Below are 15823 nucleotides of genomic sequence, written 5' to 3' on the forward strand. Positions count from 1 at the left end.
GGTCTCTCACAAGGTTTCCACAAAACGATCGATGAATTGATCGATCGACAATGCGTCCAGTCCGGCATCGTCAAAACAATGCTGCAATAACTCGACGCGCTGCGGGCTGAAACGCGATGCCGCGTTGCGGATAAACTTTTCTCGCAGCAGCGGTTTCGCTTCGTCGCGGCGGCGGCGATGCCCCAACGGATATTCGACGGCAACGCGCTGGCTGGCCGAACCGTCGGCATAAAACAACTGGACCGCATTGGCGATCGAACGCTTGTCGGGATCCAGGTAGTCGCGCGAGTACTGCCGATCTTCGACAACTTCCATCCGCAAGCGCAGGCGATCGATCCGCGGATCCGATGCGGATTCCGATTCGTAGTCCTCCGCCGTCAAACTTCCTTTCAGAAGCGCGACCGCCACGATGTACTGCAAACAATGATCGCGATCGGCCGGATTATGCAGCGGGCCAACCTTATCGATGATCCGGATCGCCGATTCCTGCGTCTCGATCCGGATCCGCTGGATCGAATCCGCTCGCGATCCGAGTTGTCGCGACAATGCGATCGCCGCTTCGGCAGCCGTCTGCGCATGGAACTCCGCCGGAAACGCGACTTTAAACAACACGTTCTCCATCACGTAACATCCCAGCGGTCGCGCCAACCCGATCGATTGTCCGCCGAACAAGACGTCTTCAAATCCCCACTGCGGCGCCGACAGTGCGGTGGCATAACCTCGCTCACCGGCGACGCTCCAAAGCGCTAACTGCACGCCACGCCGCGTCGCATCCCCCGCCGCCCAACTCTTCCGCGAACCGGTATTGGGTGCGTGGCGGTAGCATCGCAGCGCCCCGCCATCGACCCAGGCGTTGCTGACAGCATCGATCACCTGCTGCCGCGTGCCGCCCAACAATTGAGTCGCCACGGCGGCGGTCGCGATCCGAACCAACAGCACATGATCCAAGCCGACTCGATTGAACGAGTTCTCCAGCGCCAAGATCCCCTGAATTTCATAGGCCTTGATCGCAGCAGCCATGACGTCGCGGACCGTCAGCGGATTGCCTTGCCGAGCTTGGTAGTCCGCGACCGCCAAGATGCCGCCCAAATTGTCGGAGGGATGGCCCCATTCGGCCGCCAGCCAGGTGTCGTTGAAATCGAGCCAGCGGATCATGCATCCGATGTTCCAAGCCGCCGCGACCGGATCCAAACGATAGTCGGTTCCGGGAACACGCGTTCCGTTTTCGAGCGTCGCTCCGGGAACGACGGGGCCCAACAAACGGGTGCACTGCGGATGGTTGAGTGCTAACAATCCGCAACCGAGGCTATCGAAGAGACACAGCCGCGCCGTCGCCCAAGCTTCGTCGCTGAAGTTCGCCGGGGCGCAGACATAATCGGCGATCTGTTCCAACAACGGATCGGTCTGCGGTGAATTGCCCGATGCGATCGAAAGCGGTTTCGCAGTGGGTGCGTTCTTAGAGCGAGCGTCGCGACGCGATCGCAACGCGGTGTCGATCGCTGCGGCAAGTGTTTCGATCCCGGTCCGATCCACGACCGACGTCTGCACGATCGCGACCGATTCCGCTTCGGCGTTCGTCAATTGCTGTCGCAGATCGGCGACGGTCGCATCGGCCCCAGGCAGGTCCGATTTGTTGACAACCACGACGTCGGCGACTTCCAACAATCCCGCCTTCTCCCACTGCAAATCGTCGCCGGTCTGCGGTTGCAGCGTCAGGACGACGACGTCGACAAGATCGCGGATCGCAACATCCCCTTGCCCGACGCCAACGGTCTCCACAAAGATTCGATCGAATCCGAAGGCCTTCATGATTCGCAGCGACAGCGCGACCGAAGGGGCAACCCCTTGCTGCCCCGACATCGTGGAAAGGCTGCGAACGAACAACCGCTCGGTCGCCGATCCAGTCGCGATCCGGCAACGGTCTCCCAACACCGCGCCGCCGCTGATCGGACTCTCTGGATCGCAAGCCAACACGCCGACTATGGCTCCACGATCGACATAATCGCCGACCAACAATCCCAGCAGACTGCTCTTCCCCACCCCGCCACTGCCGGTCAACGCGATCACCTCCGCATCGCGCGGCGACGCATGCGCATCCTGCTGGCGTATCGCCGCCGCAATCGTCGATCGATGCTCCTGCTTGCAGGCCAAAGACAACAGCCGCGCAAGTGCCGATCGATCGCCGCGGCCCAATCGTTGGGCGAGTGAAGGAATCTCATTGCGAAGACTATCGTGCGGCATTGCGGAATCTCAGCGGTTGCAAAATTCGACGATCGATGGAAGGGGCGTGCCGGGGCCGAAACAGCCGCGAACTCCGAGTTCGATCAGTTTCGCCTGGTCGGCTGGCGGAATGATTCCGCCGACGATCACGCCGATTTGGTTGAGTTCACGCTGTCGGAGCGATTCCAACAGCGCGGGGACTAGCGTCATGTGAGCCCCATTGAGAATGCTGACGCCCAGCCAGTCGACGTCTTCGTCAGCTGCGGCTTGCACGACGGCATCGATCGATTGCCACAATCCGCTGTAGATCACGTGGAATCCCGCGTCGCGCAATCCGCGGGCGACGACCTTGATCCCGCGGTCATGACCGTCGAGGCCAACTTTGGCTAACAAAATTCGCTGAGCAATTACATGTTGATTCATATCACCACGCCGCCGCAGGTCGGAACCGGCCATAAACATCGGCCAACGCATCGACACATTCCTGCACCGTCGCGCGATCGTCAGCCGCTTGCAGCAAGCTGGGCATCACATTGTCCCGGTGCTCGGCTGCGTGTCGCAGCGCGTCGAGCGAACGCGTCACATCGGCGCGACTACGAGACTGTCGGATCAATTGCAGCGAGGCGATTTGATCGGGTTCGGTCGACGGATCGATCTCCATCACCGCGATCGGATCGCGATCGGGCTGTTGAAATGAGTTAACGCCAACAATCAGCTTCTCCTTCCGATCGACAGCGGTTTGATATTCGAAAGCTGCATCGGCGATCTGGCGGCGGAAGTAGCCATTCTCAACCGCCGCGATCATTCCGCCCTGATCGGCGATCGCTCGAAAACAAGCGTCTGCATCCTGTTTCATCTTGTGCGTGAAGCTCTCCACAAAATAGCTGCCTCCCAGCGGATCCACCGTATTCGTGACGCCCGTCTCATGCGCCAGAACCTGCTGCGTTCGCAATGCCAACGCGACAGCTTGTTCGCTGGGCAAGGCAAACGTTTCGTCCATCGAATTGGTATGCAACGACTGGCATCCGCCAAGCACAGCGGCCATCGCTTGATAGGCGACTCGCACAACATTCACTTCCGGCTGCGCCGCCTGCAGCGAACACCCAGCCGTCTGCGCATGAAACCGCAGCTTCCACGAAGCTTCCGATTTCGCACCATAGTCGTCGCGGATCATCTCCGCCCACAACGCTCGCGCCGCCCGGTATTTGGCAACCTCCTCAAACAGATCGTTGTGCGCGTTGAAGAAGAAGCTGAGCCGCGGCGCGAAAGCATCGATGCTAAGTCCACGCTCGAGACACTTTTGCACATAATGCTGGCCATCGGCCAGCGTAAACGCCAGCTCCTGCTGCGCCGTCGAACCAGCTTCGCGGATGTGATATCCGCTGATCGATACCGGATTCCAAAGCGGGACATAGCGGGTGCAAAACGCGATCAGATCGACGACCAACCGCACCGAAGGCTCCGGCGGAAAGACAAATTCGTTCTGCGCATGGAACTCTTTTAAGATGTCGTTCTGAATCGTGCCTCTCAGCTGACGCCAATCGCAGCCGCGCTGCCGAGCTGCTGCCAGATAGAAGGCCATCACTACGATCGCCGGAGCGTTGATCGTCATCGAGACGGAAACCTTCTGCAGATCGACGCCATCGAAAAGTGCCAAGATATCGTCGATAGTGTCGACAGCGACGCCCAAGCGGCCGACTTCGCCAACCGATCGCGGGTCGTCGCTGTCCAATCCCATCAACGTTGGCAGATCAAAGGCGGTGCTGAGGCCCGTCTGCCCCTGATCCAAGAGAAAGCGGAAGCGGCGATTTGTATCGCGAGGTCGCCCAAAGCCGGCGAACTGGCGGATCGTCCACAACCGTCCGCAATACATCGATTCGTGGATGCCACGGGTGTAGGGGAACTGTCCAGGCCGACCAATCTCCCCCTGCGCCGAAAAGTCCGCCAGGTCGGCGGGACCGTACAACGGCTTTATCGGAACGCCGCTGAGCGATGTTCGGAAAGCGGGTGATTCGGCGGCAACGAAATTCATCGCGACACTCCCTCGAGATTGGTACAATGCATTATATGCACCAACGCCCTCAACAAATCAAAACTCGCGTCGCCCCGATTCGCGCCTGCCGTGAGGTTTCGCCACCATTGGCGGCAGGGTTTAGGTAGTTTTGGCAACGCCCAACGGAACGCTAATCCGGGGCCAGTCGAATCGGACACTCGGTTGCGAATCGATCGTTGGGCATTTGTCGTTTCCCAAAAACCATCATGTCGCCTTCGCAAACCGTCACCGCCGGTGAACGCTTGTGGTCCGCCGTCGACCACGAGCGACCGTTGCAGATCGCGGGAGCTGTCAACGCGATGTCGGCCCTGATCGCCGAACAGGCCGGTTTTCGAGCACTCTATCTGTCCGGCTCCGGCGTCGCCAGCGCGTCGCACGGGTTGCCCGATTTAGGCGTGACGACGTTGCACGATGTCTTAGAGGATGCGCGACGCATCACTTCGGCGACCGAATTGCCGCTGTTAGTCGATGCCGATACGGGTTGGGGCGATTCACGGATGATCGGCCGCGCGACACGTGAACTGATCCGCTCTGGTGCAGCCGGGCTGCACTTAGAAGATCAGATCGCGGAGAAACGCTGCGGCCATCGCCCCGGCAAACGACTGGTCTCGGCAATCGAGATGCAAGATCGATTGAAAGCCGCCTTGGACAGCCGAACCGATGACAGGTTCGCGATCATGGCTCGAACGGATGCTGTCGACGTCGAAGGGGTCGATGCGGCGATCGATCGAGCGGCGCGATACGTCGAGACCGGGGCGGAGATGATTTTTGCGGAAGCGGTTGCGTCGCTGGACGATTACAAACGCTTCACCGCCGCGTTCGGAGTGCCCGTGTTGGCGAACATCACCGAATTCGGAAAGACGCCGCTGTTCACGGTCGAGCAATTGAGCTCTGCCGGAGTGCGGTTGGTCTTATATCCGTTGACTGCGTTTCGCGCGATGAATGCTGCCGCGCGGAACGCTTACGAAACTTTACGCCGCGACGGAACGCAGGCCGAATTGATCGCCGCGATGCAAACTCGCGAGGAATTGTACGACGTGTTGGATTATCACGCCCAAGAACCGGATTAAGGATAACGCAACGCAAATCAACCGTAGAGGACTGTCATGATTCTCACGAATTCAACGGGCTTGGCAGGCGTGGTCGCTGGCGAGACGGCGATCAGCACCGTGGGCAAGCAAGGCGTCGGTCTAACCTATCGCGGATACACCATCGAAGACCTGGCGGAACATTCGACGTTTGAAGAGGTGGCTTGGTTGCTGATGCACGGCGAACTGCCAACTCCGTCGCAACGCGATCAATTCCTCGCCAAACGGATCGCCCAGCAACGGATATCGGACGAGATGATGTCGTTTTTGGAACAGTTGCCTGACACCTCGCATCCAATGGACGTGTTGCGATCGGGGACGTCGCTGCTAGGTTGTTGGGAACCAGAACATTCGATCGATCAACAACAACGCATCGCCGCGCGGTTGCTGGCTGTCTTCCCATCGATGATCTGTTATTGGTACCGGTTCGTAAACGATCGGTTCCGGATCGAAATTGAATCGGAACAAACAACCGTGGCAGGGCACTTTCTGCAGCTATTGCACAGCGGTGCGCCATCGGAAGTCGATCGCCGGGCGTTGGATGTGGCGTTGATCCTGTACGCCGAACATGAATTCAACGCGTCGACCTTCGCCGCTCGCGTGACAGCTTCGACCGGATCGGACCTCTATTCGGCAATTTGCACAGGAATCGGCACGCTGCGTGGTCCGTTGCACGGGGGTGCCAACGAAGCGTCGATGAAGATGATCTCTAACTTTACCGATCCCGAACAAGCGGAGCAGGGAGTTCTACGCAGGCTCGCCCGGCACGAGAAGATCATGGGATTTGGACACCGCGTTTACAAGTCGACCGATCCGAGGTCGGAGATCATGAAACGCTGGGCACTGACGCTGTGCAAACAGACGCGTCAATTGAAGACGTATGCGGTTGCCGAACGGATCGAAACGGTGATGCAACGCGAGAAGGGATTGTTCCCCAACCTCGACTTCTACAGCGCGGTGGCATTCCATTGTTTGGGAATCCCCACCGCGCTGTTCACTCCGTTGTTCGTGATGGCTCGAACCGCGGGCTGGTCTGCTCATGTCTTTGAACAACGATCCAACAACCGCTTGATTCGCCCGACCGCAAACTACATCGGCCCCAGCCAACGACCGCTTGTGCGGCCGCATCAACGTACGTAAGCCGACGTGAACGGGACGCCTAAAAGACGAACTCAAGCGATCCGTTGAAGATATAGGCGCTGTCGGTCACCAATGTCGTCGGCGAGTTGCCGGGCCGTTGAGGGTGAACGATCTGAGCCATATCGTCGAAGTACTTAAACCCAATCGACGGTCGAACCCACCAACCGGCAACGCAGACATCGGTCCGAACCGCCAGGTCGACAGTGGTCGTCGTTTGTTTCAACCCCGCACTGACCTGCGATTCAATGGCCAAGGCCCCCGTCCCAGCGTAAATCCTGCTGGTGCCGAAGTAATCGGCATCCATTTCGTAGATGCCGTAACGGGCGTCGAAGTAGCAGATCTGACCAAAGATCGACTGTCGCAATGTGCCGCGAAATTCACCGCCAAGATAGTTCGTGTCGAGATCTTCGATATATTGCCCACGAGAGCCAACATCGATCCGGGCGTCGGTTTGAAAGTCTTGATCGAACGACATCCAACTGAATCCGCAACCGATCGTAATGTCGCCCAAACCGATCCAATCAAGGCTAAAGCGATCGCGTAGACCAACATATTTATGCAGATGAAAAACATCGCTGGCGACGTTGACCGCCATCGAGTTAGATGAACCGGCAACGATGAAACCGAGGCCATCTAAGGTAGGGAGCCCGTAGTTTTCGCCCGGCGCGGCGTCCGAGAATGTCTGACTCGAACCAATCGATCCGGCTCCCGCAATCTGCAAGTCGGATTCGAACATCGTTCGCGTTTCGCCGAAGCGATAAAAGCCGCCGAGGGTCAACTGGGCTCCAACACCGGTCTGGTCATCGACAAAGACGTCGTTGACTGGCGTGGCGGAGTTTTTAAAAACTGCTTTGTATTCGGGCAGAACAGGAACCCAAGCACCTGTTGAAAGGAACCACTGAGCTTCAGCTTTGGCTTCTCGATTCGTCGAGGCGCTGGCCAATGCGATCGTTAAGGAAAATACCCAACATGTGTAGGAATGCCATCTACGCACAGGTAAGACCTCGCGGGTTGGAGAAACAGATTTGTGTACGTTTCTGTTTCGGGCCGCATGAGACCACCTGGCTATCGATACCCCCCCACAGTCATAGAGAACAGGCGACCGATGTCCGCTTGGTTGCTCCAGCCAAACCTGCCCGGCTTGGCAAAGATTTCGGGTCGCATCGATTTTGAAGCTTGGCAAGCCTTGCAGCTGCGAAGCACGTCCAAATGAACTATTCGGTTAAACCGCGAACCGCTCGGGACGTGCTGGCATAGAAAGCGCGGGGCGACGCCCAAGCGGTTAAACGAAAAAGTCGACTTAATGGTTGTATGGCGACAAATCCGCGGGCACGTCCAATGGAGCTTGCCATTGGAAAGAAAAGTCGTCGCCCGGGGATGGGCCACGCGCGTCGAGATACGTTCAACGCACGTGAGCCCTGCATTGCGGAGAGTTCTAGAAGGAGAACTCGATCGATCCGTTGAAGACATAGGCGCTGTCGGTCGTCAGCGTCGTGGGCCCACCAAGAAACTCGAGCGGGTGGTTGATCTGGGCCATGTCGTCGAAGTACTTCACTCCAATCATTGGTCGAACCAACCAGCCGCCGATGCAGATATCGGTTCGCATCGCCAGTTCGGCCGTCGTCGTCGTCTGTTTCAGCCCCGTGCTCAGGTCCCCTTGCGCGGCCAACCCACCACCGTTGAAATGGAGCGTGCTGGTACCGAAGTACTCGGCGTCCATCTCATAGATACCGTAGCGGGCGTCGAAGTAGCAGATCTGGCCAAAGATCGACTGTCGCAGCGTGCCGCGAAACTCACCGCCGAGGTAGTTGGTGTCGAGATCTTCGATGGATTGTCCGCGGCGGCCGTCGCCAAACCGTGCATCGGTCTGGAAATCTTGATCGAACAACATCCAACTGAAACCACAACCGATTGTGATGTCGCCCAGGCCGATCCAATCGAGACTGAAGCGGTCGCGCAAACCTACGTATTTGTGCAGATGAAAGACATCGCTGTCCACATCCATCGTCAACGATTCGCCGCCGACTGTCGCCATTCGCCCTTTCCCGTCGAGAGTCACGAATCCGTAGCTGGCAGTCGGATCGTTGTCGGTGAACGTTCCGCTCGACCCCATCGATCCGATTCCGGCAATCTGCAGGTCGGATTCAAACAGCGTTCGCGTGGGGGCAAAGTGGTAGAATCCACCAAGGGTCAATTGGGCTCCGACATCGGTCTGATCGTCGGAGAACAGATCGGTACTCGATCCGCCGTCCGAAATCGAACCGGCTTTATATTCGGGTAAAACAGGCACCCAAGCACCTGCCGAAAGGAACAAATCTGCCTGCGCACTAGCTTCTCGATCGATCGCAGCGGTTGCCAAAGCGATCGCCAATGAGAATGCCAAACGCGCGGAGGAGTGCTTTTTATGCACGGGGAGGACCTCCTAGTTTAGGAAATAGAGTCGTGTAAGAAGTTCTTTCGACCCCGGCTTCAACGCGACGCTAGCATTTCCAAACGGAGGCCGTGGAGATTCTCGAACCGCGGGCCGCTTGAACGCTCCAGCCAAACCTAAGCGGCTTGGCAAAGCAGACACGTTGGATTGATTCTGCCAGCGGCAATGTCTAGGCTGAGCAGCCGATGCGACTGGAATCTCAATGATCTTGGTTCTAGGCTTAACCTAATGTCATTTGTTCCCAAACCGTTCGCGCCGCTGTCGCGGACTTTGCTGGAGATATCCGATGCGTGGTTTTCATAAATTTCAACGCCCGCTCTTGATCGCCGCCGCTTGCGTCGCCGCGATCCAGAGCGTCAATGCAGTAGACAACGGAGTCGAACAACCGATGAGTGCAATGCTGGAACCATGGACTGGCCCCTTTGGCGGCGTCCCCCCTTGGAACTTGGTCCGCCAAGAAGAGTTTGTCGCCGCCTTCGATCAAGCGATCGCCCAGGCGCAACAAGAGATCGATACAATCGCTAACAATCCCGAACCGCCAACCTTCGAGAATACGATCGTCGCTTTGGAGCAGGCCGGTCGCACGTTGGAACGGCTCGATACGCTCTTCAGCGTCCACTCGTCGAATCTGAATCTCGGTCCGGTCCCCGATATCGAACGGGCGGTCTCGCCCAAGCTGGCCGAACATGCGGACAAGGTCACGCAAAACGAGAATTTGTTCGCGAGGATCGAAGCCGTTTTCCAAAGCGATGAGAAATCGAAACTGACGCTCGCCCAACAACGTCTGCTGGACGACCGCTACCGAAACTTTGTTCGCAAAGGGGCGAAACTGGAACCCGAAGCGAAGAAGAAGCTGTCGCAGATCAACATGCGGCTGGCCAGCCTGTTCACCGACTTCAGCCAAAACGTGTTGCACGATGAACAGAGCTACGTCACCTGGATCGACGACGAAGCGCGATTAGCCGGGCTTCCCGATTCCGTCGTCGCCGCGATGGCGTCGGCCGCTGAAGAGCGCGGCAAGCCGGGGCAATGGGCCGTCACCAACACGCGTTCGTCGATGGATCCGGTTTTGACCTACGCCGACGACCGTCCGCTGCGTGAAGAGGTGTGGCGCACCTATTACAACCGTGGCGACAACGGCGACGCACACGACAACAACACGCTGATCGCGGAGATTCTGAAGCTGCGTCGGACGCGAGCGAACATGCTGGGCTATCCGACGCATGCCCACTGGCGGCTGGAAGGCACAATGGCCAAGACGCCGCAAGCGACGATGGATCTGATGATGCAGGTCTGGCCAAAGGCGGTCGCGCGGGTTCAAGAAGAAGTTGCCGACATGCAGCAGATCGCTGACCAATCGGGAGCGAAGATCAAGATCGAGCCATGGGATTATCGCTATTACGCCGAGAAGGTGCGAAAGGCGAAATACGATCTCGATTTCAACGAAGTCAAACCGTACCTGCAACTGGAGAAACTGCGGGAAGGGATGATGTGGGCCGCGGGCGAACTGTTTGGCCTGCAGTTCAAAGAGACAACCGATCTGCCCGTCTTCCATCCCGATGTCCGCGTCTGGGAAGTGAGCGATGCCGATGGCAACCATGTCGGTCTTTGGTACTTCGACCCGTACGCTCGCGAAGGCAAGCGGAGCGGAGCGTGGATGAGTGCCTATCGTGCTCAAGAGAATATCGACAAACCGATCACGACGATCGTTTCGAACAACTCCAACTTTGTCAAAGGTGCTCCCGGCGAACCGGTTCTGATTTCGTGGGACGATGCGGTGACGCTGTTCCACGAATTTGGACACGCACTACACGGGCTGTGCAGCAACGTCCAATACCCTTCGCAATCGGGAACCTCCGTCGCCCGCGACTACGTCGAATTCCCAAGCCAATTGTTGGAACACTGGTTGGACACGCCCGAGGTGCTCAGCCGTTACTGCGTTCATTACGAGACCGGCCAGCCGATGCCTCAGGAACTGGCCGACAAGATCGCCAACGCGGCGACATTCAACCAAGGCTTTGGAACCGTTGAATACCTTGCCAGCGCGTTGATCGATATGAAGCTACACACGTCGGATCGCGACGAGATCGATCCCGATGCGTTCGAGCGCGAAACGCTGAAGGAGATCGGAATGCCGGAGGAGTTGCCGATGCGACACCGCACGCCGCACTTCCAGCATATCTTTGCCAGCGACAGCTATTCGGCCGGCTATTACAGCTATCTGTGGAGCGACGCGTTGACGGCGGATGCGGCGGAGGTGTTCGACGAAGCGGGCAGCTATTATGACCCTGCGACAGCGAAACGGTTGTACGATTCGGTGCTAAGCGTCGGCGACACGATCGATCCGGCCGACGGATTCCGTGCGTTCCGCGGACGCGATGTCGACACCAGCGCCCTGCTCCGCAAACGCGGCTTCCCGACGAAGTAGTCGCGGAGGCTCCAAGTCGCCATGTTCGATCGTCTCGCTGGACGATCTCGTTTAACCGCGTGGGCAACGCCCCGCGCGTTCCCACTGCGGCACAAACGAACAGGCACGCGCCCAACCACCTCGCTACGGAGCGCGGCCCGATGGGCACGCGGTTAAACGACTGAGCCAACCGACCTCATTGTGCGCTCGCTCCAGCCCCTCTCGTTTAACCGCGCGGGCAACGCCCCGCGCGTCCTCACTGCGGCACAAACGAACAGGCACGCGCCGAACCACCTCGCTACGGAGCGCGGCCCGATGGGCACGCGGTTAAACGACTGAGCCAACCGACCTCATTGTGCGCTCGCTCCAGCCCCTCTCGTTTAACCGCGCGGGCAACGCCCCGCGCGTTCCCACTGCGGCACAAACGAACAGGCACGCGCCCAACCACCTCGCTACGGAGCGCGGCCCGATGGGCACGCGGTTAAACGACTGGGGCAACGCCGCTCGGGGCTTGCGAGATGATTGATCCCATCTCTCTGATCCGACCTGGATCCAGGCAAATTCAGTTCTCCGAGGTGTTCCCAGCGGAATACTCCGAACCGGGCGTCGTGCCTGAGGCGACAAATGCCGCGAAAAGAGTGGCTGCAATTTTGCTTTCGCAATCGCGTATCCTACGTTTGAATCGCACAGGACTCCCCTCTCGATTCGAATTTAGGCTACAAACGACGATGACAACTGCGACCGCAACGACCAAGTTAAGCGAAGTTTTAACCGCCGCTCAACTGCCGGCGTTGCCGCAAAGTGCCATTACGTTGTTGCAGCTTTCGCAAGATCCCAACAACGGTCCCGCCGAATTCGCCCGCCCGATCGAAGCCGATCCCGGGCTGCTGGGGCAGGTTCTGAAGTTCGTCAACTCCGCCTACTTCGGCTTCTCCCGCGAGATCGCCAGCGTCCAACAAGCACTGACGCTTGTCGGTGTCCGCGCGATCACGAACTTTGCGCTCTGGAGTGCTGTCTTCAGTTTGGTGCCGAATCCAAAGTTTGGTGCTTTCGATCTGAAGGGGCTTTGGCAAGATTCGCTGCGTCGCGGGCTGTTTGCACGCCTGTTGGGCCGCCAATTGAAACTGCGTGAAGCGGAAGATCTGTTTGCCGGAGCGTTGCTGCAAGACATGGCGATCCCGTTGCTGTTGAAGGAATTGCCCGAACAATACGCTCCGCTGCTGGAGCGTCGCATAAACGAAAACGCTCGCCTCAGCAGCCTCGAAAAAGAATGCTTCGGCTGGGATCATGCCGAAGCCGCCGGCCTACTGGCTCGCAAGTGGAACCTGCCCGAAGAATTTGCCGGGCTGATGGAAAACCACACTCAACTGGATCATCTGCTCGCTGGCGGGGAATCGCTTCGCGGCCGTGCGTGCGTCGCCCTGGCCTCTTTGCTGCCCAGCTGCAACGACGCTCAATGGAGTGAAAAGGACCTCTTCGTCGCTGGCTATCAACAGCTGGTTGGATCGACAAAGGACCTCAAATCGCTGTTGCAAGACGTCGATGAAAGCGCCGAAAAATTCGCTCCGCTCCTAAAGCTGCCCGTGCCACAGATCGGACTGGCCGAACTTGTCTAGTTCCGCCCGCTCGGAAAGCGATGGCTTAAGCACCTAGAAAATAGCGACTCGCTTGATAGGTGATTAACGCGCCGACGTAGGCGACCAGCGTCATATAGACAAGCTGGAACGCGGGCCACTTCCAACCCTTCAGCTCGCGTTTCACGACGACCAACGTCGGGAAGCACTGCATCGCAAAGATGTAGAAGATCAGCAAGCTCAGGCAGGTCGGCGTCGTAAAGACCAGGCTGCCACCGGAGTCACGAGCCTGTCGCAGCGACCCGAGCAAGCCCTCCTCCTCGTCTCCCGCACCGTACAAAACGGCCAAGGTCGAGACCATCACTTCGCGGGCGGCAAACGAATTGATAACTCCCACGCTCAATCGCCAATCGTAGCCCAGAGGCGCAAAGACCGGCTGAATGAATTTGCCCATTCGGCCCGCGATCGAATATTCGCTCTGCGCCTGAGCCAACATCGTGTCGTAGGCCTCGGTATCGCCGCTCGCCTCGACTTGGCTCAGCTGATCCTGCATGCTGGTCGGCAGCATTTCAGGAGTCGCTTTGGGATAGGTGGCCAACACCCACAGCACCAACGAAAAGACCAGGATCGTCGTTCCCGCCTTGCGAACAAACAGACGCGATTGATCCAGGCTGGTCGTCAAAGCATTCCGCAGCGACGGCAGGCGATAGGGAGGCAGTTCGATCACCAACGGTTTCGTTTTGCCCGGCAAAATCGTGCGTCGGAAGACGAAACTGATCGCCAACGCACCGATGATGGCGATCGCATACGCCGCTGCAAATGTCAGCCCCGCCAGCATGGCATTGTCGGGAAACATAAGCGCCACGACCATCGCAAAGACGGGTAACCGCGCCGAACAGGTCATCAGCGGAATGATCAGGATCGTGTTCAAACGGTCGCGGCGATCGTCGATCACGCGGCTGGACATGATCGCCGGGATCGCACACGCATGCGCGGCCAGGAAGGGAACAAACGCTTTGCCCGGCAGACCGACACGGTGCATCAAGCGATCCATCACAAACGCCGCTCGCGCCAGGTAACCCGAATCTTCCAACAGCGTGATCATAAAGAACAGGATGAAGATCTGCGGCAGGAAGACCAACATGCCTCCCACACCACCGATCAATCCCTCGGTGATCAGGTCGCGGAAATCGCCTTCGGGCAGAAACCCGCCGACCAGTTCCGACGTGTAGGCGAACATGCCGTCCAACCAATCCATCGGGAAAGAGGCTAACCAGAAGATCAACATGAACACGACGGCCATCAACGTGGCAAAGCAGGCCAAGCCCACCCAGCGATGCGTGACGATCCGGTCGATCTTTTCATTTGTATAGGTCCGCCCCGTCTGTTCCCCTTGCACGCTGCGGCGCGTCAGGTCGGTTGCCCAGCGGAAGCGACTCGAATATTGGCATCCGCTGCATCCAGCGCACGCAGCCGAACTGCCGCACGTGCCGGTGACCGGCTGTTTCACCAACGCGGTCAACTTGTTTAAAAGTTCGTCCAGGTTGCGACCATGCCGGGCCGCGATCGGGACGACTTCGCATCCCAGTTCTTCGCTCAATTGGTCGACGCTGATCTCCAGCCCATTGGCTTCGGCTTCGTCGATCATATTGAGCGCGACGATCGTCGGTCGTCCCAATTCGAGAATCTGACTACCGAAGACGAGGTTGCGAGTCAGCTGCGTCGCATCCAAAACCAACACAATCACATCGGGGATCGCTTTGTCCCCCAATTTCCCCATCAACGCGTCGCGCGTCACCTCTTCTTCGGGACTGATCCCTTCGAGACTGTAAGCCCCGGGCAGATCGACCAATTGGTGAACTTGGCCATCCAGCACGATCGTCGCTTGACGATGATCGACCGTCGTGCCAGGGAAGTTGGCTGTCTTGGCGCGCAGGCCCGTCAGCGCATTAAAAAGCGTGGTCTTCCCCGCGTTGGGGTTTCCGACCAATGCGATCGACATGGCCGCTTGGGATGTCTGGCCCAAGACGGGCAACGGAATCGAAGTCGCTTCAGACACGTGGCAGTCCAAATCGAAGGGTATTTATTATTGTTTAGCGTTCGTAAGTTTCAGGACGCAACGAGATTCGGTTACGAAGCGACCGCTGGCATCGGTTCGTCTTCGATCATCACTTGCGCAGCGATCCGTCGCGAGATACCGATCCGCGTTCCGGCGGAGGCCAAAATCAGCGGGTCGCCATTTTGGACGACTTCAACGGTCATCCCCGGGCAGATCCCCAGCGTTCGAATCCGAATCGAATCCTCATCCGATAGATTGAATCGCAGAACCATCCCCGATGAATTGGCTGGTAAATCAGCCAGCGAACGTGCATGCATTGCGTATCTCAACGAAAGAAGGAGGGTGAAACTCTGCGAACCATTGCTCGCCGCCAAAGCTTCTCAATGTAGTAGGCAGGCTGTCCAATTACCGAACGTTGCCCCAAACGAATTTGGCGTTTCAGCGATCTTAAATGGAGCGTCCGATCCTCAACACCGCACGGGGTGATTCGACCACTTGGCTAGATGAGAATCGATATCAACATGCTACCCAGCGTTGAGGATCAATTCAAGGGCTCAAGGCTTGGGGGCAGAACGTGCCACAACTCTCCAGATAGCGATCGAACAATTGTCAAAAGCGATCGACGCTGCGGCTTATTTCGTTCCTATACCGGACGATCGCAATTGCGAGTTAGAGCCCAAAACCTGGCCCAGCAGGCCGCAAAGTCACGCCAAACACCCCATCTTCACGGGCGGAGAATTTACCGTTGGCTTTGCTTGCAAAAGCCCTTTGCCCATAGTGGAATCGACCGATTCCCGGTAGGATTAATCGTCACATTGCTTTTAATCGGCGGACTTAAACGCTGCGGAATC

The 15823-nt window shown here is 58.0% G+C and carries 11 protein-coding genes; 4 read left to right on the forward strand and 7 right to left on the reverse strand.

Annotation, left to right across the window (positions count from 1 at the left end; translation table 11 throughout):
* Nucleotides 1-6: 6 nt before the first annotated feature.
* Genes EC9_RS18265 through EC9_RS18275 form a run of 3 tightly spaced genes read right to left on the reverse strand, consistent with a single transcriptional unit; the run spans nucleotide 7 to nucleotide 4252 of the window.
* Nucleotides 7-2241 carry a bifunctional 2-methylcitrate dehydratase/aconitate hydratase gene (locus EC9_RS18265; RefSeq protein ID WP_145347456.1) on the reverse strand — a complete coding sequence of 745 codons (2235 nt, stop codon included), beginning with the start codon at nucleotides 2239-2241 and terminating at the stop codon, nucleotides 7-9.
* Nucleotides 2242-2250: 9 nt separating this feature from the next.
* Complete coding sequence (locus EC9_RS18270; protein WP_246105760.1) at nucleotides 2251-2694, reverse strand: cobalamin B12-binding domain-containing protein; 444 nt, start codon at nucleotides 2692-2694, stop codon at nucleotides 2251-2253.
* A complete protein-coding gene (locus EC9_RS18275; RefSeq protein ID WP_145347458.1) occupies nucleotides 2645-4252 on the reverse strand; it encodes an acyl-CoA mutase large subunit family protein in 1608 nt (535 codons plus the stop codon). Before EC9_RS18275 ends, EC9_RS18270 begins: the two co-directional genes overlap by 50 nt.
* Before the next feature lie 227 nt (nucleotides 4253-4479).
* Between EC9_RS18275 and prpB the strand changes: the two genes are divergently transcribed.
* Complete coding sequence (gene prpB, locus EC9_RS18280; RefSeq protein ID WP_145347460.1) at nucleotides 4480-5343, forward strand: methylisocitrate lyase; 864 nt, start codon at nucleotides 4480-4482, stop codon at nucleotides 5341-5343.
* Nucleotides 5344-5379: 36 nt separating this feature from the next.
* Nucleotides 5380-6501, forward strand: coding sequence for a citrate/2-methylcitrate synthase (locus tag EC9_RS18285; protein WP_145347462.1), 1122 nt, complete (start codon nucleotides 5380-5382; stop codon nucleotides 6499-6501).
* A gap of 19 nt (nucleotides 6502-6520) precedes the next feature.
* Here the strand turns inward: EC9_RS18285 and EC9_RS18290 are convergent, their stop codons facing one another.
* Nucleotides 6521-7495, reverse strand: a complete 975-nt coding sequence (locus tag EC9_RS18290) for a hypothetical protein (protein WP_145347464.1) — start codon at nucleotides 7493-7495, stop codon at nucleotides 6521-6523.
* Between the two features lie 441 nt (nucleotides 7496-7936).
* Nucleotides 7937-8911, reverse strand: coding sequence for a hypothetical protein (locus EC9_RS18295; protein WP_145347466.1), 975 nt, complete (start codon nucleotides 8909-8911; stop codon nucleotides 7937-7939).
* A gap of 307 nt (nucleotides 8912-9218) precedes the next feature.
* Here EC9_RS18295 and EC9_RS18300 point away from each other — a divergent pair, with 307 nt between their 5' ends.
* Together EC9_RS18300 and EC9_RS18305 are read left to right on the forward strand one after the other, a co-directional pair.
* Nucleotides 9219-11360, forward strand: a complete 2142-nt coding sequence (locus EC9_RS18300) for a M3 family metallopeptidase (RefSeq protein ID WP_145347468.1) — start codon at nucleotides 9219-9221, stop codon at nucleotides 11358-11360.
* 707 nt (nucleotides 11361-12067) lie between these two features.
* Nucleotides 12068-12955 carry an HDOD domain-containing protein gene (locus tag EC9_RS18305; RefSeq protein ID WP_145347470.1) on the forward strand — a complete coding sequence of 296 codons (888 nt, stop codon included), beginning with the start codon at nucleotides 12068-12070 and terminating at the stop codon, nucleotides 12953-12955.
* Between the two features lie 25 nt (nucleotides 12956-12980).
* Here the strand turns inward: EC9_RS18305 and feoB are convergent, their stop codons facing one another.
* Both feoB and EC9_RS18315 read right to left on the reverse strand, forming a co-directional pair.
* Nucleotides 12981-14972, reverse strand: a complete 1992-nt coding sequence (feoB, locus tag EC9_RS18310) for a ferrous iron transporter B (RefSeq protein ID WP_145347472.1) — start codon at nucleotides 14970-14972, stop codon at nucleotides 12981-12983.
* Nucleotides 14973-15043: 71 nt separating this feature from the next.
* Nucleotides 15044-15289: a FeoA family protein gene (locus EC9_RS18315; RefSeq protein WP_145347474.1), complete on the reverse strand. Its 246-nt coding sequence runs from the start codon at nucleotides 15287-15289 to the stop codon at nucleotides 15044-15046.
* Nucleotides 15290-15823: the final 534 nt, after the last annotated feature.

The sequence above is a fragment of the Rosistilla ulvae genome (genome assembly GCF_007741475.1).
Lineage (GTDB): Bacteria > Planctomycetota > Planctomycetia > Pirellulales > Pirellulaceae > Rosistilla > Rosistilla ulvae.